Source organism: Stenotrophomonas sp. 05L414_2, from assembly GCF_056397905.1.
Genome location: NZ_JBFTOJ010000046.1, coordinates 1 through 21,741 on the forward strand (window position 1 = coordinate 1; position 21,741 = coordinate 21,741).

The window sequence follows — 21,741 nt, forward strand, 5'->3', positions numbered from 1 at the left end:
GTCATTTACCCAGTGTAGGGTAGGAAAAACCTGAATGGGGACCCGGGTTTAGCCTCGATCTGGTGCAACCCCTTGCCCTGTCTAGGGGCGGGCCGTTTGACGCTGAATATCATGGCTATCGCTTTTTGCTCAAAACACGCGTATCGTCTGGCCCACTGTGTTTGCTAGGGTCACCGTGAATCGTGGCCTGGTGCAGTTGATCTCACGATCCGCTCATCGATCCGCTTTACCAACGCCTGCAACTCAGTCTCGGCCCCGATACCCGGTGGCTGCGATTTTTTTCAACATGTGTTTCAGGAGTTAGTAAATATGTCTGATCGTCAGACCGGCACTGTCAAGTGGTTCAACGACGCCAAGGGCTTCGGCTTCATCACCCCGGAAAGCGGCCCGGACCTGTTCGTGCATTTCCGCGCGATCCAGGGCACCGGCTTCAAGACCCTGCAGGAAGGCCAGAAGGTTACCTTCGTCGCCGTCCAGGGCCAGAAGGGTATGCAGGCTGACCAGGTGCAGGCGGTCTAATCCGTCTGCTACCGTTTGGTAGCCAGAACGCCGGGAGCGAAAGCTCCCGGCGTTTTTCGTTTGCGTCGCACGACGGGTTCAACCCGCAGCCAGCGCCCGCTCCAGCAGCTGGGTTATTTCCTGGTACTCGGCGCGTTCGGCTGCCGGAATGCGCGACAGGATCTCGCGCAGGACATCAACCACCTCAGGACCCACCGGCACTTCCATCCATTGCAGGTGGTAGGCCGCCAGTATCCGGCTGTCGTCATCGCTGGAATGGAGCTGACTGAACAGCAGCGGCAAGGCTTCGGGCCTCATGCATTCACCCAGCGCGTCGGTGCAGCGTTGCTGCCAGAACGCGGGTTGCGCTGCGATCATCTTCTGCAGGCGCTGCCAATCGTGCGCTTCGAATCTGCGCAGGACGCCCTTGGCAACGTGCTCGCAGATGTACTGCGTCCAGTTGTGGTCCTCGGATTGCCCGAGGTAACCAAGCAGTGCATCGAACGGCGGGGTGTCCATGCTGGCAGGCCTTCCTCGGCCGGGCAGGGTAGCAGACACCTGCATGCACCAGGCCGCGCTACCATCGGGCACCTTTCTGCGGAAGCCGCCCATGCGCATCGTCCATCATCTGGAAAATTCCCGTTCGCTTCGCGTGCTGTGGATGCTGGAAGAGCTGGGGCTGGACTACGAACTGCGCCGCTACCCGCGCGACCCGAAGACCCTGCTGGCGCCGCCGGAACTGCGCCAGGTGCATCCGCTGGGCAAGGCGCCGGTGCTGCAGGATGGCGACCTCATCCTGGCCGAATCCGGCGCCATCCTCGACTACCTGGTTGACCGCTACGACGTGCATCGCCAGCTGTCGCCGTCGCCGGTACCGGCCGAAGGCAAAGAGCGCATCGATTACCGCTACTGGCTGCACTATGCCGAAGGTTCGGCCATGCCGCCGATGCTGCTGACCCTGGTGATCAGCCGCATCCGCAGCGCGCCGATGCCATTCTTCGCGCGGCCGATCGCCCGCAGCATCGCCGACAAGGCCGAGCGCGGTTTCATCGGCCCGCAGCGACGCCTGCATCTGGACTGGATGGAACGGCGCCTGGCCGAAAGCCCGTGGTTTGCAGGCGAACGCTTCACCGCTGCGGACATCCAGATGAGCTTCCCGATCCAGGCGGCGGCCGCACGCGGCGGCGGGCTGGACGACAAGCCGGCGTTGCGTGGCTTCCTCAAGCGCATCGGTGAGCGTCCGGCCTACCGGCGCGCCGAGGCGCACGGCGGGGCATTGCAGGCCTTGCGCGGCGATTGAGGATGGCCGTCGCCGCCCCCATGCTTTGCCCATGGATACCACTGCCCCCCAGTTCGACAACCGCCTGCTGAATCTGCTGCCGGGCGATCCCGAGTCCGGTCCGCGCCGGCGCGAAGTGCTGGGTGCGGCCTGGTCGTCGGTAATGCCGACGCCTGTCGCAGCGCCGGTGCTGCTGGCGTGGTCGCCGGAGGTTGCCGGGATGCTGGGGTTCGATCCTGCGCAGGTCGATGACGAAGGCTTCGCCGAGGTGTTCGGCGGCAACGCGTTGTACGCGGGCATGCAGCCGTGGGCGGCCAACTATGGGGGCCATCAGTTCGGCCATTGGGCCGGTCAGCTCGGTGATGGCCGCGCCATCTCGCTGGGCGAGGTGATCGCCCCCGATGGCCGGCACTGGGAGCTTCAGCTGAAGGGTGCCGGGCCGACGCCGTATTCGCGCGGCGCCGACGGCCGTGCGGTGCTGCGCTCGTCGATCCGTGAATTCCTGTGCAGCGAGGGCATGCATCACCTGGGTGTGCCGACCACGCGCGCCCTGTCGCTGGTCGGCACCGGCGAAGACGTGGTGCGCGACATGTTCTACGACGGTCATCCGCGTGCGGAGCCCGGCGCGATCGTCTGCCGGGTATCGCCCTCGTTCCTGCGCTTTGGTTCGTTTGAACTGCCTGCTTCACGTGGCGAGACCGCACTGCTGAAGCAACTGGTCGAGGCGTGCATCGCCCGCGATTTCCCGGAACTGACGGGGCAGGGCGAAGCGCTGTATGGCGACTGGTTCGCACAGATCGCCGTGCGCACCGCAGAGATGATCGCGCACTGGATGCGCGTGGGCTTCGTGCATGGGGTGATGAACACCGACAACCTTTCCGTGCTCGGCGTGACGCTGGACTATGGCCCCTATGGCTGGGTCGAAGACTTCGACCCGGACTGGACCCCGAACACCACCGATGCGCAGGGACGCCGCTATCGTTTCGGCACCCAGCCGCAGGTGGCGTACTGGAATCTCAACCGGCTTGCGCAGGCGCTGTCGCCGTTGTTCGCCGACGTGCAGCCGCTGCAGGCAGGGCTGGCCGCTTACCAGGCGACCTTTGTCGCCTGCACCCGCCGCGATGTTGCGGCCAAGCTGGGGCTGGCCGCGGCCGACGATGCCGATCTGCAGCTTTACCAGCGCTGGCAGCAGCTGATGCAGGACGGCGGCATGGACATGACCCTGGCATGGCGTGCGTTGATGCGCATCGATGCCAACGCACCCGATGCAAGCGTATTGGCCGAAGTCTTCTACGACGCCGAGCGCCAGCACGCGGTGCAGGAACCTCTGCAGCAGTGGTTGCAGGAGTACGCGGCGCGGCTGTGTGCCGATTCGCTGCCGGCAGCCGAGCGTGTCGCGAAGATGGGCGCGGCCAATCCACTGTATGTGCTGCGCAACTGGCTGGCACAGGAAGCGATCGACCGCGCCGAGCAGGGYGACCTGGGCGGTGTGCATGCGCTGCAGGACGTACTGCGTGATCCGTACACCGAACGCCCGGGGCTGGAGCATTACGCCGGCAAGCGGCCGGCGTGGGCTGACGACCGCGCAGGCTGTTCGATGCTGTCCTGCAGTTCGTAGGGTTTTCTTTTGCAGGGCTGCGCCCTGCACCCGCCGAGGCCGGAGCAACAGCCACAGCGGGGATCCTGTGGGATGGCCGGGCACTGTGGGTTTGCGGGGACACCGTAAACCCCTGGTGGCCAGTAGAGCCACGCCATGCGCGGATGCTTTTGATTTCAATTCGAAATATTCGATTTCAACCAGATGTGATCCACGCGAAGCGTGGATGGACCAGCCGTCATCCGGAAATTGTCGAGGGGTGGAGCGGTGTGGGTGGGCAGGACCGCAGGCGCCATGGATGGCGCCTACGAGCCCCCAAGGATGGGTTGACGGCGTGTCCTGCCCACCCGCACCGCCCCGCCCAGCCAGCAGAAAACCAGAGCCTCCCTTGACCTCGACGTTGCTCTGGCTCCAGGCAGGTGCAGGGCTGCAAGCCCTGCAAACACCTCGCCTACAACGATGGTAGTACCCATTCAGTGCGATATTCGCACACGCAGTCGATTACCGCACTTGAATGGTGCGGTGCGATAAACCTACTTTCATTTCCGCAGTTTCATAGCAGTCCAAGCGATCCACCCCTGGCGGGGCGAGGGCAGCAGCCGGTCCGGTGCTGATGCCAGGTGCAGGGGGAAGGCCGCCGGATTTTCCTTCCTCTGCGCGGAGTGATCGCATGCGCCGTCGTCTGTCCATTGTTTCCCTGTCCCTGCTTGCCGTGCTGCCGTCGCTGGCGCTGGCCTACCAGGCCGAACCGCCGCGCGAAGCACTGCAGGTGCTGCGCGTGGACCGCTACGCCGACGACGCCAACGCCGGCTCGCTGCGCTGGGCGATCACCACTGCCAATGCGGCGCCGGGTCGCTACCGCATCGAGATCGCGGCCGTTGGCGCTGCGCCTTACGTCATCACGCCGGCCACGCCGCTGCCGGAGATCAAGGGACCGGTGCAGATCATCGGCACGTCCTGGGAACGCGATGGCCAGTACGTCGCCATCGATGGCTCGGCCTACGTGACCGGCACCGGTACCGATGCCTGCCCAGGCGCCGAGCCGGGCCAGTCCGGCACCAACGTGCGCACCACCACGCTGCCGGGCCTGGTCCTGCGCGATACCCAGGGCGTGGAGCTGGCCGGCCTGGAGATCCGCAATTTCTGCATCGGCGTGCTGGTCAACCGCTCCAGCCACAACGAGATCCATGACAACCGCATCGTCGCCAACAAGGGCGGTGCCGGCATCATGCTCACCGGTGATGACGGCAAGGGCCAGTCCACCGCCGCCACCACCGTGCACAACCGCATCGTGCGCAACGTATTCCTCGATAACGGCGACGGCCTGGAGTTGACCCGCGGCGCGGCCTGGAACCTGGTGGCCGACAACCTGTTCCAATCCACCAGGGCCAACCCGGAACCCTCGCAGGGCATCGAGATCCTGTGGGGCAACGACAACAGCGTGGTCCACAACCGCTTCGTCGAYTAYTCCGAYGGCCTGCAGATCAACTGGGGCAACCGCAACTACATCGCRGCMAACACCTTCACCGGCAATTCGCTGGGCCTGAGCATCACCGGCAGCGGCAACGTGGTCGACAGCAACACCATCACCGGCAATGGCATGGGCATCGGCGTGCGCCCGCAGCCGGTCAGCGCGCCGAACCGCTTCACCGGCAACCGCATCTACGGCAACGGCCTGCTGATCGAGCGCTGCGAAGCCGGCGGCGCCTGCGTCAAGGGCCAGCCGCGTGGCGCCATCGTGTTCGGTGTGCCGGGCCTGGAGCACGCCAGCTTCGTCGGCTCCCGTGGCCGTGGCGTGGACAACGATGCGTCCAAGCGTGCGCGCATCTGCACCGCTGCCGGCCAGGCTGGCTGCCAGCCACTGCCGAACCTCGGCCAGGCCGCACCGCAGCTGACCGCAGTGCAGGGCAAGGGTGCGCAGCGCCTGCTGACCGGTCGTTTCCAGGGCGTGCCTGATACCCGCTACCAGGTGGAAGTGTTCGGCAACCGCGCCGCCACCGGCAGCGAGGCCGAGTGGGTGCTGGGCAGTGTGGAAGCACGTACCGACGCGCAGGGGCAGGGCAGCTTCACCTTCCCGCTCGGTGCAGGGACCGACGCTGCCGCTGCCGGCAGCCTGACCGCCACGGTTACCTCGGCGCAGGGCGCCACCTCCCCGCTGAGTGCGCCGCTGTCGCTGCGCTGATCACCTCCACGAGACCGCGATCATGAATCCTGCGAAACCTGTTTCCCTGGGCCTGCTGGCCGCCCTGCTGCTGCCAGCCGTGGCCAGCGCGCAGTCCAGCAACCGCTACGAAGGCAAGACGCTTACCGGCGACTGGGGCGGTAGCCGCACCGATCTGTTCGAGCGCGGCGTTGCCTTCCGCGGCGACTACGTGGGCGAGGCCATGGGCGTGGTCGATGGTGGCTACGGCGAAACCGGCGCGCGCTATGCGCAGCAGGTGCGGGTGGGCGTGGACCTGGACATGGGCACGCTGGCCGGCTGGGACGGCGGTGCGTTCCACTTCACCCTCAACGATCGTCGTGGCCGCAGCACCTCGGTGGACTTCGTCGGCAACCGCTTCCCGATCCAGGAGGCGTATGGCGGCCAGTACACGCGGCTGACCGAGCTGAGCTACGACCAGACCTTCAATGCGGGCCGGTCGTACTACAAGCTGGGGTACTACGCGATGGGCAACCAGTTCGGCCTGCACAGCCTGCTGACCCACTTCGTCAACGCCGCATTCTGCGCCCACCCGCTGGCGATGTCCGGCAACAGCGGCTGGTACAACTATCCGATGGCACGCTGGGGCGGTGAGTTCGCCCAGCAGATCAGCCCGGCGGTGAACGTGCGCACGGGCTGGTTCCAGGTCAACCCGAACCTGGGCGGCAACATCGAACGCAACGCGTTCCGTCCGTTCGTTTCGGGCACCACCGGCTCGCTGTTTCCAGTGGAGGTGACCTGGACGCCGGCCAAGGGCAGCCGCTACGCCGGCGTCTACAAGTTCGGTGGCTACTACGACACGTCGCGCGTGGACAAGCGCGGCCTCGATACCTCGCCGACCACCGGCCGGCACGGCGCCTACGTGCTGGCCGAACAGCGCCTGACCCAGGAATCGGCCGACCCGAGCCGCGGCCTGACCGCCTTCGCGCAGTACATGGTGTCCGACACCGATACCGCGCAGATCAAGCGCTGGTACGCGCTGGGCGGCGTCTACCAGGGCATCGGCGCGCGTGCGCAGGACAGCATCGCGCTGGGCTACGTCGGCGCTGACATCAACGACCGCCTGGTCGATGCGCGGCGCGCCACGTTGGCCGCCGGGGGCGTGCCCACCGATTCGCCGCTGTACAACCTCAGCCAGGCCGAGGAGTTGTTCGAGCTGTCCTACAGCTTCCAGGTGAACCCTTGGCTGATGATCCGCCCGGACGTGCAGTACATCGTCAACCCGGGCACGTTCAATTACAGCGGTACCGACAACGCCTGGGCCGTGGGTGTCCAGGCCAAGGTGACCTTCTGATGGCCGCGCGCTACTTCCATGCTGTGGTGACTGCGATGAAAACTCCGCTCGCTTCCGTTGTCCTCGCCGGCGTGCTCGCCTCCTCCCCCTTGCTGGCCCTGGCCGCGCCGCCACCGGCGGTGCTGCAGGTCGGCCAACTACGCATCGGCGAGGGCAGCCCGCGCACCATCGTACCGATTACCGGTGCCACCGCGGATGTCGCTCTGCAGCAGGCCGCGGCCATCGCCGCCAGCAGATCCACCGACATCGCCGAGTGGCGCATCGACTACCTGGACATCGCMACCGATGGCAAGGCGCTGGTCGCGCTGGGCAAGCGCATCCAGGCCACGCTTGGGGGCAAGCCGGCCATCGTGACCTTCCGCACGAAGGCCGAAGGGGGCGCCAAGCCGATCAGCGATGCCGACTACGGCAAGCTCTACGCCGCGCTGCTGCGCGGTGGTGTCGCCCAGCTGATCGACGTGGAGATGTTCCGCGATCCGAAGGTGGTGCAGGCGCTGGTGGCGCAGGCCCACAAGGCTGGCGTGAAAGTGGTGATGTCCAGCCATGACTTCCACGCCACGCCACCGCGCGAGGAAATCGTCGCACGCCTGCTCAAGCAGCAGGCCCTTGGCGCGGACGTGCTGAAGATCGCGGTGATGCCGCGCGACGCTGGCGATGTGCTGGCCTTGCTCGATGCCACCTGGCAGGTGCGCCAGCAGAGCGACAAGCCGCTGCTGACCATGTCGATGGGCGGCACCGGCGTGGTTTCGCGCCTGGCCGGCGAAACCTTCGGCCAGGCCCTGACCTTCGGCATGATCGGCACCCCGTCGGCGCCAGGCCAGGTCGAGGTTGAGCGCCTCCAGGACGTCCTGCAGGTCATCCATGCATCCAGCCAGGCCGGTCACTGAGACCTTCCCCGCCGGACGTTCCACCGCACCACGCTGTTGCAGGAAACCGCACCATGAGCCACGCCTCCGCCGCCGCACCGTCGCTTGTCCTTGAACGGATGAGTCCCTTCCAGTGGACCGCCATCGCCATCTGCGTGCTGTTGAACATGCTTGATGGCTTCGATGTGATGGTCATGGCCTTCACCGCGCCGCATGTTTCGGCGGACTGGGCGCTGTCGGGCAAGGTACTGGGGCTGATGCTCAGTGCCGGGCTGGTCGGCATGGCGCTGGGTTCGTTCCTGCTGGCACCGCTGGCCGACCGCTGGGGGCGGCGGCCGATGATCGTCTGCTGCCTGCTGATCCTCACCAGTGGCATGGCGCTGTCCGCGCTGGCCGCCGACGCCTGGCAGCTGGGTGCGCTGCGCGTGTACACCGGCATCGGCATCGGCGGCATGCTGGCCGGTGTGGGGGTGATCACCGCCGAGTACGCCAACGCCAAGTGGCGCAGCACCGCAGTCGCGCTGCAGGCCACCGGCTACCCGATCGGTGCGACCGCTGGCGGTCTGCTGGCTGCGTGGATGCTGGARCACTGGGCCTGGCACAGCGTGTTCCTGGTCGGCGCAGCCGCATCGCTGCTGTGCATTCCGCTGGTGCTCAAATGCCTGCCCGAATCGCTGGATTTCCTGGTCGCGCGTCGCCCGGCCAATGCCTTGCCACGCTTGAACGCGCTGCTCTCGCGCATGCGCATGCCAGAGCTGCAGGCGCTGCCGCCAGCGCCGGTGCGCGACGGCCAGCGCCAGGGTTATGCCGCGCTGTTCGTGGGTGACCTGCGCCGCGTCGCGCTGCTGATCGCGCTGGCGTTCTTCCTGCACATGTTCGCGTTTTATTTCGTGCTGAGCTGGACGCCGAAGCTGCTGGTCTCGGCCGGCGTGTCGGCGCAGCAGGGCATCACCGGTGGCGTGCTGTTGAACCTGGGCGGCATCGTTGGCGGCAGCCTGTTCGGCTGGCTGGCCTCGCGCTGGTCGCTGTCCAGGCTGACGGCCGGCGCGCTGCTGCTGGCGATGGTCTCGATGCTGGGCTTTGCGGCCTTCAGCACGCAGCTGGGCGTGGCCTTCCCGCTGGCCTTCGTGATCGGTGCGGCACTGTTCGCAGCGATGGCCGGCCTGTATGCGGCCGCGCCGGTGGTGTTCGCCGCCGAAGTGCGGACCACCGGCCTGGGCTGGGCCATCGGCATCGGCCGGGTCGGTGCGATCCTCTCGCCACTCACGGTGGGTGTTCTGGTCGATGGTGGCTGGCAGCCGTCCTCGTTGTACGTGCTGTGCGCTGCGCCGCTGCTGCTGGCGGCATGGGCGTGCCTCGGCCTGCGCGTGGGCGTGGGTCAGAACCGGCGTTGAACCGATGGCCGGAGCACATCACTCAATGTGCGATTATCGAATCGAATGGCCGAATATCGCATTGACCGGGCGGCGTGCCATGGCGACCATGTCCGGGTCGTGTTTTCCCTTCGCAGTGGCCCTGCAGCGTGGCGGTGATGACCGCCGGYAGGCAGGGCAAGGAGCAATGCAGTGATCGACAAGAGCGTAGCCAGCGTGGAAGCAGCGGTGGCCGATATCCATGATGGCGCGACCGTGATGATCGGCGGCTTTGGCACTGCCGGCATGCCCGACGAGCTGATCGATGCGCTCATTGCACAGGGTGCGCGCGAGCTGACCATCATCAACAACAATGCAGGCAACGGCGATACCGGCCTGGCTGCGCTGATCAAGCACAAGCGCGTTCGCCGCATCGTCTGCTCCTTCCCGCGCCAGGCCGATTCGCAGCACTTCGACGCGGCCTACCGCGCCGGCGAGATCGAACTGGAGCTGGTGCCGCAGGGCAACCTGGCCGCGCGCATCCATGCGGCAGGTTCCGGGCTGGGCGCGGTCTTCACGCCCACCGGCTATGGCACGGAGCTGGCCCAGGGAAAGGAAACGCGCGAGATCGACGGTCGCCACTACGTGCTCGAGTACCCGCTGCATGCCGATTTCGCGCTGATCAAGGCCGAGCGCGGCGATCGCTGGGGCAACCTGGTGTATCGCCGGACTGCACGCAACTTCGGCCCGCTGATGGCGATGGCCGCACGTTGCACCATCGTGCAGGTGCGTGAGGTGGTGCCGCTGGGCGAACTGGACCCGGAGGCCGTGGTGACCCCCGGCATCTTCGTGCAGCGCGTGGTGCCGGTGGTCGTAGAAGGAGTGCAGGCATGAACAAGCTCAGCCGCGAACAGATGGCCGCGCGCGTGGCGCGCGATATTCCCGAAGGGGCCTACGTCAACCTGGGCATCGGCCTGCCGACCACGGTGGCCAACTTCCTGCCGGCGGACAAGGAGATACTGCTGCAGTCGGAAAACGGCCTGCTGGGCATGGGCCCGGCACCGGCGCCCGGCCAGGAAGACCCGGACCTGATCAATGCCGGCAAGCAGCCGGTTACCCTGCTGACCGGTGGCTGCTATTTCCACCACGCCGATTCGTTCGCGATGATGCGTGGCGGCCACCTCGACATCTGCGTGCTSGGCGCCTTCCAGGTCTCGGCACACGGTGACCTGGCCAACTGGAGCACCGGCGCCTCCGACGCGATTCCCGCCGTGGGCGGTGCAATGGACCTGGCCATCGGGGCCAAGCAGGTGTTCGTGATGATGGACCTGTTCACCAAGCAGGGTGAAAGCAAGTTGGTGGCCGAATGCAGCTATCCGCTGACCGGCCTGCGCTGCGTGTCGCGCGTGTATACCGATGTGGCGGTGTTCGACCTCGGCGCCGACGGCGCGACCGTGCTGGAAATGGTCGAGGGCGTGGACATCGATCAACTGCGTGAACTGACCGGCCTGCCGTTGGCACTGGCCGGGGGAGTCTGAAATGCCGCTGCACGAGACCTATATCGTCGATGGCATCCGCACCCCGATCGGCCGCTACGGCGGCGCGTTGTCCGGTGTGCGCGCCGACGACCTCGGCGCGATTCCGCTGAAGGCACTGCTGGCGCGCCACCCGCAGCTGGACCCGGCGCTGGTGGAGGACGTCTACCTGGGCTGYGCCAACCAGGCCGGYGAGGACAACCGCAACGTCGCSCGCATGAGCCTGCTGCTGGCCGGCCTGCCGGTGAGCGTGCCCGGCAGCACGATCAACCGCCTGTGCGGTTCGGGCCTGGATGCGATCGGCACCGTGGCCCGTGGCATTGCTGCCGGCGAGCTCGGCCTGGCCATTGCCGGCGGCGTCGAATCGATGTCGCGCGCGCCGTTCGTGATGGGCAAGGCAACCTCGCCGTTTGCCCGTGACCAGCAGATCGAAGACACCACCATGGGCTGGCGTTTCATCAACCCGCGCCTGCGTGAACTGCACGGCGTGGAGACCATGGGCCAGACCGCCGAGAACGTGGCTGAGCGCTACGGCGTCAGCCGCGAGGACCAGGATGCGTTCGCCCTGCGCAGCCAGCAGCGAACGGCCGCCGCGCAGGCGCACGGCTTCTTCGACGGCGAGATCGTGGCGGTGGACGTACCGGGCCGCAAACGCGGCGAAACCGTGACCGTCGAGCGCGATGAACACCCGCGCGGCGATACCACCGCCGAAGCACTGGCCAAGCTGAAGCCGCTGTTCCGCCAGCCGGGCACGGTGACCGCCGGCAACGCCTCGGGCATCAACGATGGTGCCGCCGCGCTGCTGCTGGCCTCCGGTGCGCAGGTGCAGGCGCTGGGCCTGACCCCGCGCGCGCGCATCCTCGGCTTTGCCAGTGCCGGCGTGGAGCCGGCGATCATGGGCATGGGCCCGGTGCCGGCCAGCCAGAAGCTGATGGCACGGCTGGGCCTGGCCATCGCCGACTTCGATGCCATCGAACTGAACGAGGCCTTCGCCTCGCAGGGGCTGGCCTGCATGCGCCAGCTGGGCCTGGCCGACGATGCCGCGCACGTGAACCCCAACGGTGGTGCCATCGCGCTGGGCCACCCGCTGGGCATGAGCGGCGCGCGCCTGGCGCTGACCCTGCTGCGCCAGCTGGAGGCCAGCGRTGGCCGCCGTGGCCTGGCCACGATGTGCATCGGCGTGGGGCAGGGCGTGGCCCTGGCCATCGAGCGCGTGTGAACCATCCCCTGATTCCGTAATCTCAAGACAGCTGCGGCTTCCGGGCCGCTCGCCAACAGGAGTACGCCATGAGCGATCCCACCCCACTGCGCGGCTACCGCAAGCCGTACCCCGGCAGCCAGCCGCCGCGCATCCACCTGCCCTACGCCTCCACCGCGCTGCGCGGCCCGGGAACCGACCCGATCGCGATCCCGGTGACGCTCTCGGAAGTGACCGGCCCGAGCATCAACCGCATCACCCTCGGTGAGCATGCCGCCGATCTGACCGCCGGCTTCCCCGGCCAGCCGCAGGGCGAGCGCATCATCGTCAGCGGCCGTGTGCTGGACGAGAATGGTCGCCCGGTGCGCAACACCGTGGTGGAGGTGTGGCAGTGCAACGCCGCCGGCCGTTACCTGCACAAGGGCGACCAGCACGACGCGCCGCTGGATCCGAACTTCAAGGGCACCGGCCAGGTGCTGACCGACAGCGAAGGCCGCTACCGCTTCACCACCATCAAACCGGGCGCGTACCCGTGGCGCAATCACTACAACGCCTGGCGCCCGGCACACATCCACTTCTCGCTGCATGGCGAAGGCATCGGCCAGCGCCTGGTCACGCAGATGTATTTCCCCAATGATCCGCTGCTGGCGTTCGATCCGATCTACAACTGCGTGGACGACGCCAAGGCGCGGGAGCGCATGGTGTCCTCGTTCGATTGGGAAAACACCGCCAACGAATTCGCGCTGGGCTACCGTTTCGACATCGTGCTGCGCGGTCGCAAGATGACCGTCTGGGAGTAACACCATGAGTTTCCAATCCACTCCATGGCAGACCGTGGGCCCGTACTACCGCCTGGGCCTGGAACCGCTGTACCGCACCGACATCGCCCCGGCCACCGCGCAGGGTGAGCGCGTGGAAGTGCAGGGCCAGGTGTTCGATGGCAATGGCGTGCCGGTGTCCGATGCCGTGCTGGAAATCTGGCAGGCCGACGCGCAGGGCATCTATGCCCATGGCGAAGACCCGCGCCGTGACGACCACGACCCGGCCTTCGACGGCTGGGGCCGCGTGCCCACCGACGACCAGGGCCGCTTCGCCTTCACCACCGTCAAGCCGGGCCGCGTGCCGGGCCTGCGTGGCGAGCCGCAGGCGCCGCACCTGGTGGTGCTGGTGTTCATGCGCGGCCTGCTGCAGGCCACCCGTGCACGCATCTACTTCAGTGACGAAGCCAGCAACGCCGAGGACGGCATCCTCGCGCTGGTGCCGGCCGAACGCCGCCACACCCTGGTCGCACAGGCGCAGGGCAAGGGCCTGTACCACTGGGACGTGCGCATGCAGGGCCCGGACGAGACGGTGTTCTTCGCATACTGATTGCGGCGCGCCCGACGCGCCTTCCGGCCACTCCACACCCGCGTGCGGCGGGCGCGGGTAAGCTGTGATTACCCAGGATGGACTGCACCAATGAGCCACTTCCCAACGCTGCTGGGCGGTCTGTTCGGCGACCCCTCCGTCGACGCCGTGTTCCGCGATGAAGCACGCCTGCAGGCGATGCTCGATGTCGAACGCGCTCTGGCGCGCGCGCAGGTGCAGTGCGGGGTGATTCCCGCAGCTGCGCTTGCACCGATCGAAGCGGCCTGCAGCGCCGATCTGTATTCGTTGCCGGCGCTGTCGGCAGCCACCGCACTGGCTGGCAATCCGGCCATTCCACTGGTCAAGGCACTCACCGCGCAGGTCAAGGCGAACGATGCCGAGGCCGCGCGCTGGGTGCACTGGGGCGCCACCAGCCAGGACATCATCGATACCGGCGCGGTGCTGCAGCTGCGCGCGGCAGTCAGCCAGGTGCAGGCGCGCCTGCGCGTGCTGTGCATGGCGCTGGCGCGGCTGGCCGAGGCCGAGCGCGGCACCGGGCTGCCCGGACGCACGCTGCTGCAACAAGCCGTGCCGGTGACCTTCGGCCTGAAGGCGGCCGGTTGGCTCGACGCCCTGCAGCGCAGCCAGCGCAGGCTGGATGCGTTGGCCGCAGACACGCTGGTGCTGCAGTTCGGCGGTGCCGCTGGCACCCTGGCCTCGCTGCAGACGCGCGGGCTGGACGTGGCCGAGGCCCTGGCTGCCGAGCTGCAGTTGCCGCTGCCGGCATTGCCCTGGCACACCGCGCGTGACCGCATTGCCGAGTTCGGCAGCGTGTTCGCACTGCTGACCTGCAGTCTCGGCAAGATCGCCACCGACATCGTGCTGCTGATGCAGTCCGAGGTGGCCGAAGCCTTCGAGCCCGCGGGCGAGGGCAAGGGCGGTTCCTCGGCAATGCCGCACAAGCGCAATCCGGTGGGCTGCGTGGCCGCCATTGCCGCCGCCACGCGCGTACCGGGCCTGCTGTCCACGCTGTTCACTGCCATGCCGCAGCCGCACGAGCGCGCAGCAGGCCAATGGCACGCCGAATGGGACACCGTGCCGGAGATCGTGCGCCTGTGTGCGGGCAGCCTGGCCCAGGTGGATGTGGTGGTGCAGGGCCTGCAGCTGGACCGAGAGCGCATGCGCCAGCACCTGGACAGTCATGGCGGCCTGCTTTACGCCGAAGCCGTTGCGGTCACGCTGGGCGAGCGCATCGGCAAGCCGGCCGCACATGCCTTGGTGGAACAAGCGGCCAGGCAGGCGCTTGCGCAATCGCAGCACCTGCGCGTGGTGCTGGGGCAGATGCCCGAAGTCACCGCGCAGCTTTCCGCCGCACAACTGGATGCCCTGTTCGCCGCAGACAGCTGGCGCGGCATGGCCGATACCTGGATCGACCGCGTGCTCGCGCGCGGCTGATCCTACGTTCAACGTTGGAGCACGCATGCCATTCCTCGACCTTCCGCAGCATCGCCTGCACTACCAGACCGAGGGCCGCGCCGACGGGCAGTGGCTGACCTTCTGCAATTCGCTGGGTACCGACCTGGGCATGTGGCAGCCGCAGGTGGATGCACTCGCCTCGCAGTACCGCATCCTGCGCTATGACCGTCGCGGCCATGGCCAGTCCAGCACGCCGCCAGGGCTGTACAGCGTGGCCGAACTGGGCGCTGATGTGCTGGCCCTGTGGGACCACCTCGGCATCGCGCGCAGCCATTTCTGCGGGCTGTCGATCGGTGGCCTGACCGGGCAGTGGCTGGGCGTGCATGCTGGCAATCGCCTGCGCACGCTCACGGTGGCTGCCACCGCAGCGAAGATCGGCACGCTGGACGGCTGGCAGGCGCGCATCGCCCAGGTCCAGCATGATGGCCTGTTGCCGCTGGTCGATGGCACCCGCGAACGCTGGTTCACCGCCGCTTTCGCGCAGACCCATGCCAGCCAGGTGGAAGACATCCTGCAGCGCTTCCTCGCCACCAGCGTGGCTGGCTATGCCGGCTGCTGCAACGCCGTGGGCACGGCCGACTTCCGTGATGCGCTGGGCCGCATTGGCGTGCCGCTGCTGGCCATTGCCGGAGATGACGACCCGGTGTGCGCTCCGGCCGAGCTGCAGGCAATCGCCGACGGCGTGACCCATGGCCACCATGCCGCCGTGCCGGGCCGCCACATCTGCAACCTGGAATCGCCGCAGGCGTTCACCTCCGCACTGGCCGCGCATCTTTCGGCGCAGCACTGATCCCGCACAACAGGTAGACCACGATGGACGAACAGGAACGCTACGAAGCCGGCCTTGCGGTGCGCCGCCAGGTACTGGGTGAGGCACACGTCGAACGCTCGCTGCAGGCGCGCACCGAGTTCACCACCGAATTCCAGGAATTCATCACGCGCACGGCGTGGGGCACGGTGTGGACGCGCGAGGGCCTGCCGCGGCATACGCGCTCGCTGCTGACCATCGTGATGATGGTGGCGCTGGGCCACGACGAGGAGTTCAAGCTGCATATCCGTGCCGCCCGCAACAACGGCGTGACGCCGGAGGAGATCAAGGAAGCGCTGCTGCAGGCCGCGATCTACTGTGGCGTGCCCGCGGCCAACCACGCGTTCGCGCTGGCCAAGCCGATCCTGGAAGAGCAGGCCGCAGAGCGCTGACGCCGAACATCCGCCGGGCATGGCCCGGCGCTACCAGAGCGCAGTCCCGGAAGCGCCGGGCCATGCCCGGCGGCTGCACCTCAATTCAACAACGTGCCCAGCCGCTGTGCGGCTTCGCGCAGGCGCGGCAACAGCTGGGTCTGCATCACGCCCAGGCCGATACGGCCCGCCTGGGTGCCGATGTTCAGCGCGGCCACGACATCGCCGCTGCGCGAACGCACTGGCACGGCGATCGAGCGCAGGCCGATCTCCAGTTCCTGGTCGACCAGCGACGCGCCTTCGCGGCGCACCTTTTCCAGCAGGTCGAGGAAGTCTTCCATGCGGGTGACCGTGCGTTCAGTGCGCGGCCGCAACGGGTTGCGTTCCAGGTAGCCTTCCAGCGTGTCGCGCGGCAACGAGGCCAGCAGCACGCGGCCCATCGAGGTGCAGTAGGCCGGCAAGCGGCTGCCTGCGCGCAGGCCGATCGACATGATGCGTACGGTTTCCGCGCGCGCCACGTACAGGATGTCATCGCCATCGAGCACGCCCAGCGAGCAGGATTCGTGCACGGCATCGCGCAGGGCATCCAGCACCGGTTGTGCAGCAGCGGTCATCGACGACGACGCGACATAGGCGCCGCCCATGCCCAGCACGCGCGGCAGCAGCACGAAGCCGCGGCCCTGTTCACCCACGTAGCCGAGCTTTTCCAGCGTGTACAGCACGCGCCGTACCGCTGCGCGGGAAATGCCGGTATCGCTGCTGATCTGCGACATCGTCACTTCGCGCGGGTGCTGCGAGAACACGCTCAGCACGGCCAGGCCGCGGCCGAGCGACGTCATGAAGTCCGGATCGCCCTGGTTGTCCTGGATCTGCTGCATCAGCTCATGGGCCAGGCCACGATCCTGCGGTGGGGCAGGGGGGCGCTTGGGTCGACGGCTGGGAGGAACGGCAGGCATGGCAGCAGCTTTCATCGGGTTCGACCTCGCATGGTAAGGGCTCGAACCAGCAACCGGTACCCACGCGGCGCAGCCTGCGAGGCTGCGCCGCATGGCGCCGGTCACTTGCGCTCGGGCAGCGCGTAGGCGATCACGTAGTCGCCACGGTCCGGTGACTGGCGTGCGCCACCGGCGGAAATCACCACGTACTGGCGACCGGTCTTCGGCGAGACGTAGGTCATCGGCGTGCCCTGGCTGCCAACCGGCATGCGGGCCTTCCACACTTCCTCGCCGGTGCGGCTGTCATAGGCGCGAAGGTAGTAATCCTGCGTACCGGCGAAGAACAGCAGGCCGGACTGCGTGGCCAGCGAACCGCCCAGGGTCGGCATGCCGATCGGAATCGGCAGGCCCATCTTGATGCCCATCGGCCCGGTGTCCTTCACCGTGCCCACCGGCACCTGCCAGACCAGCTGGCGGGTGGCCAGGTTGATCGCCGACATCGTGCCGAACGGCGGTTTCTGGCAGGGAATGCCCAGCTTGGACAGGAAGCGGTCGCGCAGCGAGCCGTACGGCGTACCGGTCTGCGAGGCCGCACCCATTTCCACGCCACCGTCGCCGCTGGTCATCTGCGCGCGCGGGATCAGCTTGGTCCACAGGCCCAGGCGCATGTCATTGACGAACAGGTAGCCGGTGGTGGGGTCGACCGAGGCGCTGCCCCAGTTCATGCCACCCAGCGAACCGGGCCATTGCAGCGCGAGGTCTTCGCCCGGCGGCGTGTACATGCCGTCGTAGCGGAACTGCTTGAACTGGATGCGGCACAGCATCTGGTCGATCGGGGTGGCGCCCCACATGTCCGACTCGGTCAGCGTCTGCGCGCCGATCTGCGGCAGGCCCACCGACAGCGGCTGGGTGGCGGCATAGCGTTCGCCCTGCGCATTGCCCTGCGGCGCGGGTATGTTGCGCACTTCGCTGATCGGCACGCCGGTCTGGCGATTGAGCATGAAGATCTGCCCGGCCTTGGTGATCTGCAGCAGGGCCGGCAGCGTGCCGCCCTTGCCGTCGGGCACGTCGGTCAGGGTCGGCTGCGCGGGCAGGTCGTAGTCCCACAGATCGTGGTGCACGGTCTGGTAGACCCAGCGCTCCTTGCCGGTGGCCACGTCCAGCGCAACCACCGCCGAACTGTACTTGTCATCCTGCGGGGTGCGCTCGCCGGCCCACTGGTCAGGCGTGGTGTTGCCGGTGGGCAGGTAGACCAGGCCCAGCTGCGGGTCGTAGGCCATCGAGGTCCACACGTTCGGCGTGGCGCGCGTGTAGTGGATCGACGGATCCAGCGGCACGTCCGGGGTTTCCCTGGAAAGATCCCAGACCCAGGCCAGTGCGCCGGTGCGCACGTTGTAGGCACGCACCACGCCGGACGGCTCACCCACTTCGATGTTGTCGGCCACGCGGCCACCGACCACGATCAGTTCGCCGGCTACCAACGGTGCGGCGGTGAGGGTGTAGAAGCCCGGCTTGATCTCGCCCATGCCGGCCTTCAGGTCGACCACGCCGTTGCTGCCGAAGTCCGGGCACAGCGCGCCGGTCTTCGCATCCAGCGCGAACAGGCGCGCATCGATGGAGGTCATCAGGATGCGCTTCTCGCACAGCGCCGGGCCCGTGCTGGCCGTTTCGGCGGCCGGCAGCGGCGCAGGTGCCGGAGCGGCTGCATCTGCAGCAGACGGTGCGCTGGTTGCGTCGAAATAGCCCAGACCGCGGCAGCGTTGCCAGTTCGGCGCGGTGGCCTTGGGGTCGAAGGCCCAGCGCTGCTTGCCGGAATCGGCATCGATGGCGATTACCTGATTGTGCGGGGTGCACAGGAACAGGGTGTCGCCGATCTGCAGCGGGGTGTTCTGGTCCTCGGCACCGAAACCGTTGCTTTCCGGCACATCGCCGGTGCGCGCCGTCCAGGCAACCTGCAGTTCCTTCACGTTGGCCGGGGTGATCTGGTCCAGCGCGGCAAAGCGGGTGCCGGCGGTGGTGTTGCCCCAGTGCATCCAGTCGTGCTGCTCAGCACCCTTGGCCACCGGCACCACCGGCGGCGTCGTGCCCTGCGCGGTCTGTACCGGGCGCGGCTGGAACGCCGACACCGCAGTGCCCAGCAGGCCAACCAGCAGCACGGCGGCTACGCCATAGGCGCCGCGACCGGCAACCTGGCCTCGGCTGCGGCGCAGCACCGGCCACGCCAGGGCGACCAGAAGGGCCAGCACCGCCGGCATCACCAGCCGCGATACCAGCGGCCAGAAATTCCAGCCGGCATCCACCAGCGCCCACAACAGCGTGGCCAGGAAGGCCAGGCCGTACAGCAGCGCACCGTTCGGCCGGCGCATCGCCAGCAGCACGCCGGCTACCGCCGACACCGCACCCATCAGCAGGAAATACCAACTGCCCCCCAGCTGCACCAGGCGTACACCGCCGACCAGCAGAGCCAGGCCGAACAGGGTCACCAGGATGCCGAGCAGGACCACCAGCACACGGCACAGGGCCGGAACTCTCGTCGTCTCGTCCACGTTGCATGAACCTCATTGCGAAAAACCCGCGCGGAGGCGGGGAAAGCCCCGCGCGCGCCAGGCGTGGCGGGGGCCAACGGCATCCCGGGCGGCTGCGGGCAGTGACGGCGGGCAGGCGTCGGCCTGCTTATGACGCAGGCTGGGTGAATGACCGGTTAGGGCGATTATCGCACGCGTGTGCGATTTTGGCGTGATGCCCCACGGCGCCATCGGTGGAACGCAGCGGCGCAGTGGTGCCGGGAACGGGCAGGGCACGGGCGAACCGGTTACCCTATGCCGCCATACAAGCTGGTAGCTGCAATGACCGACGCCACCGTGGCCGTCCCCGCCTGGGCCTCACGCCTGCGCGACATCGCTGATTTCCCGAAGCCGGGCATCCTGTTCAAGGACATCATGCCGCTGCTCGCTCACAGCGAGGACTTCCGTGGCGCGATCGTGGCGATGGCCGATCGCTGGCGCGATCAGAAGCTGGACGCGGTGGTCGGCATCGAATCGCGCGGCTTCATCCTCGGTGCGGCCATGGCGCTGGAACTGGGCGTGGGTTTMGTTCCGGTGCGCAAGCCGGGCAAGCTGCCGGGCAAGGTGCTGCGCGAGGAATACACGCTGGAATACCGCAGCGACTGCATTGAAGTGCATGCCGACGCGCTGCCCGCAGGTGCGCGCGTAGCGATCATCGACGACGTGCTGGCAACCGGCGGTACGCTGGTTGCTGCGTTGTCGCTGGTGCGCCGCCTGGGCGTGGACGTGGTCGGCGCCGGCGTGCTGGTCGAACTGGACGGCCTGGGCGGCCGTGGCCGCTGGGAAGCGGATCTGCCGCTGCACACCGAACTGGTGTTCTGATTGCGCAGGTGCCAACCAAGGTGGCACCTGCCCGAGCGAATCGCGGCGAACCGGTAGTTGCCAACCTTGGTTGGCACCGCATGGATGGGCCAACCAAGGTTGGCCACTACCAGGTCACCTCGCTGCCAACCGTGATCGGCAGCGCTCCTTCAATTACATCATCCGCACGCGGAAACGACGGCCCTTGATCTTGCCCGCTTCCAGCTTCGCCACCGCCTTGTTGACCTGCTCGCGGGCGATCGCCACGTAGGAACGGGTCGGGAAGATCGCGATCTTGCCGATGAACTTGGCCGACAGGCCGGCATCGCCGGTGAGGGCGCCGAGGATGTCGCCTGCGCGCAGCTTGTCGGTCTTGCCGCCATCGATGCGCAGGGTGCGCATCGCCGCCTGCGGCAGCTCGGCCGGGCGCGACGTCGCCAGCGGCGTCTTCTGCCAATCCAGCGGCTCGCCGCGCTGTGCTTCGATGGCGTCGGCGCGGTTCTTTTCGCGGCCCGCCACCAGGCTGATCGCCAAGCCACTGGCGCCGGCACGACCGGTACGGCCGACACGGTGCTGGTAGCTCTCGACGTCGGTCGGAAGCTCGTAGTTGATCACCGCGGCCAGTTCTTCCACATCCAGCCCGCGTGCGGCGACGTCGCTGGCAACCAGCACGTTGCAGCTGCGGTTGGCCAGGCGCAGCAGCACTTCCTCGCGGTCGCGCTGTTCCATGTCGCCATGCAGGGCGAGCGCGGAGAAGCCGAACTGCTGCAGCGAGTTGGCCACTTCGTCCACGTCCTTGCGGGTGTTGCAGAACACCACGGCCGATTCGGGCGTGTACTTCAGCAGCAGGCCGGCCAGTGCCTTCTGCCGGTGTGCCGGTTCGACTTCGCAGAACAGGTGGCGGATGGCCGGGGCCTGGTCGGCGCCTTCCACGGTCACTTCCACGGCATCGCGCAGCAGGTCGCGGGCCATGGCGCGGATGGTGTCGGGGAAGGTGGCCGAGAACAGCAGGCTCTGGCGATCGCGGTGGGTACGGCCGGCGATCTCACGGATGGGTTCCTCGAAGCCCATATCGAGCATGCGGTCGGCTTCATCCAGCACCAGGGTGCGCACGGCGCCCAGATTCAGTGCGCGCTTGCGCGCCAGTTCCTGCACGCGGCCGGGCGTGCCGACCACCACGTGCGGGTCGTGGCTTTCCAGCGACGCCAGCTGCGGGCCCAGCGGCGTGCCGCCGGTCAGCAGCAACAGCTTCAGGTTGGGGATGCCGGTGGCCAGCTTGCGGATCTGCTTGGCCACCTGGTCGGCCAGCTCGCGGGTGGGGCACAGCACCAGCGCCTGTACGCGGATCAGGCTGGGGTCGATGGACTGCAGCAGGCCAAGACCGAAGGCGGCGGTCTTGCCGCTGCCGGTCGGGGCCTGGGCGATCACATCGCGGCCATCAAGGATGGCGGGCAGGCTCTGCGCCTGGATCGGCGTGAGGGTGGTGTAGCCGAGGGCATCCAGGCCGGGCTGCAGGGCCGGGCTCAGCGGCAGGGTCGAGAAATCAGTCATGGCGCATTGTACCTGCGCGCGCGCCCGGTCCCGCCGTCGTTCACGATTGTGGGGGMGCCCGGTAGCGGG

General features: G+C 67.7%; 20 protein-coding genes. 16 read left to right on the plus strand and 4 right to left on the minus strand.

What is annotated here, in order from left to right:
• Positions 1-309: 309 nt before the first annotated feature.
• On the plus strand, positions 310-519 hold the full coding sequence (locus tag AC1DJN_RS08660; RefSeq protein ID WP_025875108.1) for a cold-shock protein: 210 nt from the start codon (positions 310-312) through the stop codon (positions 517-519).
• A 78-nt stretch (positions 520-597) separates the two neighbouring features.
• Here the strand turns inward: AC1DJN_RS08660 and AC1DJN_RS08665 are convergent, their stop codons facing one another.
• Positions 598-1,017 carry a hypothetical protein gene (locus AC1DJN_RS08665; protein WP_025875106.1) on the minus strand — a complete coding sequence of 140 codons (420 nt, stop codon included), beginning with the start codon at positions 1,015-1,017 and terminating at the stop codon, positions 598-600.
• Positions 1,018-1,108: 91 nt separating this feature from the next.
• Between AC1DJN_RS08665 and AC1DJN_RS08670 the strand changes: the two genes are divergently transcribed.
• The 14 genes from AC1DJN_RS08670 (at position 1,109) to pcaC (ending at position 15,842) form a co-directional block, all read left to right on the plus strand.
• The gene (locus AC1DJN_RS08670) at positions 1,109-1,798 is read left to right on the plus strand and encodes a glutathione S-transferase (protein ID WP_025875105.1); all 690 of its coding nucleotides are present in this window, start codon (positions 1,109-1,111) and stop codon (positions 1,796-1,798) included.
• 31 nt (positions 1,799-1,829) lie between these two features.
• Positions 1,830-3,395 (plus strand): protein adenylyltransferase SelO, encoded by a 1,566-nt coding sequence (locus AC1DJN_RS08675; protein ID WP_313115387.1) that lies wholly within the window; start codon positions 1,830-1,832, stop codon positions 3,393-3,395.
• Between the two features lie 649 nt (positions 3,396-4,044).
• Positions 4,045-5,556: a right-handed parallel beta-helix repeat-containing protein gene (locus AC1DJN_RS08680; RefSeq protein ID WP_442252156.1), complete on the plus strand. Its 1,512-nt coding sequence runs from the start codon at positions 4,045-4,047 to the stop codon at positions 5,554-5,556.
• 22 nt (positions 5,557-5,578) lie between these two features.
• Positions 5,579-6,868 (plus strand): carbohydrate porin, encoded by a 1,290-nt coding sequence (locus AC1DJN_RS08685; RefSeq protein WP_442252157.1) that lies wholly within the window; start codon positions 5,579-5,581, stop codon positions 6,866-6,868.
• A 35-nt stretch (positions 6,869-6,903) separates the two neighbouring features.
• Positions 6,904-7,755, plus strand: coding sequence for a type I 3-dehydroquinate dehydratase (gene aroD / locus AC1DJN_RS08690; protein WP_033832107.1), 852 nt, complete (start codon positions 6,904-6,906; stop codon positions 7,753-7,755).
• Positions 7,756-7,808: 53 nt separating this feature from the next.
• Positions 7,809-9,128: an MFS transporter gene (locus tag AC1DJN_RS08695; protein WP_080149067.1), complete on the plus strand. Its 1,320-nt coding sequence runs from the start codon at positions 7,809-7,811 to the stop codon at positions 9,126-9,128.
• A gap of 171 nt (positions 9,129-9,299) precedes the next feature.
• Positions 9,300-9,980: a 3-oxoacid CoA-transferase subunit A gene (locus AC1DJN_RS08700; protein ID WP_442252158.1), complete on the plus strand. Its 681-nt coding sequence runs from the start codon at positions 9,300-9,302 to the stop codon at positions 9,978-9,980.
• The gene (locus tag AC1DJN_RS08705) at positions 9,977-10,624 is read left to right on the plus strand and encodes a 3-oxoacid CoA-transferase subunit B (RefSeq protein ID WP_442252159.1); all 648 of its coding nucleotides are present in this window, start codon (positions 9,977-9,979) and stop codon (positions 10,622-10,624) included. The genes AC1DJN_RS08700 and AC1DJN_RS08705 overlap by 4 nt, the downstream gene beginning before the upstream one ends.
• A 1-nt stretch (position 10,625) precedes the next feature.
• Positions 10,626-11,840 (plus strand): 3-oxoadipyl-CoA thiolase, encoded by a 1,215-nt coding sequence (pcaF, locus tag AC1DJN_RS08710; RefSeq protein ID WP_478039086.1) that lies wholly within the window; start codon positions 10,626-10,628, stop codon positions 11,838-11,840.
• A gap of 68 nt (positions 11,841-11,908) precedes the next feature.
• On the plus strand, positions 11,909-12,619 hold the full coding sequence (pcaH, locus tag AC1DJN_RS08715; RefSeq protein WP_032977592.1) for a protocatechuate 3,4-dioxygenase subunit beta: 711 nt from the start codon (positions 11,909-11,911) through the stop codon (positions 12,617-12,619).
• A gap of 4 nt (positions 12,620-12,623) precedes the next feature.
• Entirely contained in the window at positions 12,624-13,187 is a 564-nt protein-coding gene (gene pcaG / locus AC1DJN_RS08720) for a protocatechuate 3,4-dioxygenase subunit alpha (protein ID WP_025875085.1), read from the plus strand.
• Between the two features lie 90 nt (positions 13,188-13,277).
• Positions 13,278-14,621, plus strand: coding sequence for a 3-carboxy-cis,cis-muconate cycloisomerase (locus AC1DJN_RS08725; protein ID WP_478013635.1), 1,344 nt, complete (start codon positions 13,278-13,280; stop codon positions 14,619-14,621).
• 25 nt (positions 14,622-14,646) lie between these two features.
• On the plus strand, positions 14,647-15,432 hold the full coding sequence (gene pcaD, locus AC1DJN_RS08730; protein WP_313114874.1) for a 3-oxoadipate enol-lactonase: 786 nt from the start codon (positions 14,647-14,649) through the stop codon (positions 15,430-15,432).
• Between the two features lie 23 nt (positions 15,433-15,455).
• Positions 15,456-15,842, plus strand: coding sequence for a 4-carboxymuconolactone decarboxylase (pcaC, locus tag AC1DJN_RS08735; protein ID WP_025875079.1), 387 nt, complete (start codon positions 15,456-15,458; stop codon positions 15,840-15,842).
• Between the two features lie 80 nt (positions 15,843-15,922).
• Here the strand turns inward: pcaC and AC1DJN_RS08740 are convergent, their stop codons facing one another.
• Complete coding sequence (locus AC1DJN_RS08740; RefSeq protein WP_313114872.1) at positions 15,923-16,777, minus strand: IclR family transcriptional regulator domain-containing protein; 855 nt, start codon at positions 16,775-16,777, stop codon at positions 15,923-15,925.
• A 101-nt stretch (positions 16,778-16,878) separates the two neighbouring features.
• A complete protein-coding gene (locus AC1DJN_RS08745) occupies positions 16,879-19,302 on the minus strand; it encodes a membrane-bound PQQ-dependent dehydrogenase, glucose/quinate/shikimate family (RefSeq protein WP_442252375.1) in 2,424 nt (807 codons plus the stop codon).
• 300 nt (positions 19,303-19,602) lie between these two features.
• Between AC1DJN_RS08745 and AC1DJN_RS08750 the strand changes: the two genes are divergently transcribed.
• The gene (locus AC1DJN_RS08750) at positions 19,603-20,142 is read left to right on the plus strand and encodes an adenine phosphoribosyltransferase (RefSeq protein WP_478039087.1); all 540 of its coding nucleotides are present in this window, start codon (positions 19,603-19,605) and stop codon (positions 20,140-20,142) included.
• Between the two features lie 153 nt (positions 20,143-20,295).
• On the opposite strand, the gene dbpA is transcribed toward AC1DJN_RS08750, so the two are convergent.
• Complete coding sequence (gene dbpA, locus AC1DJN_RS08755) at positions 20,296-21,672, minus strand: ATP-dependent RNA helicase DbpA (RefSeq protein ID WP_025875072.1); 1,377 nt, start codon at positions 21,670-21,672, stop codon at positions 20,296-20,298.
• Positions 21,673-21,741: the final 69 nt, after the last annotated feature.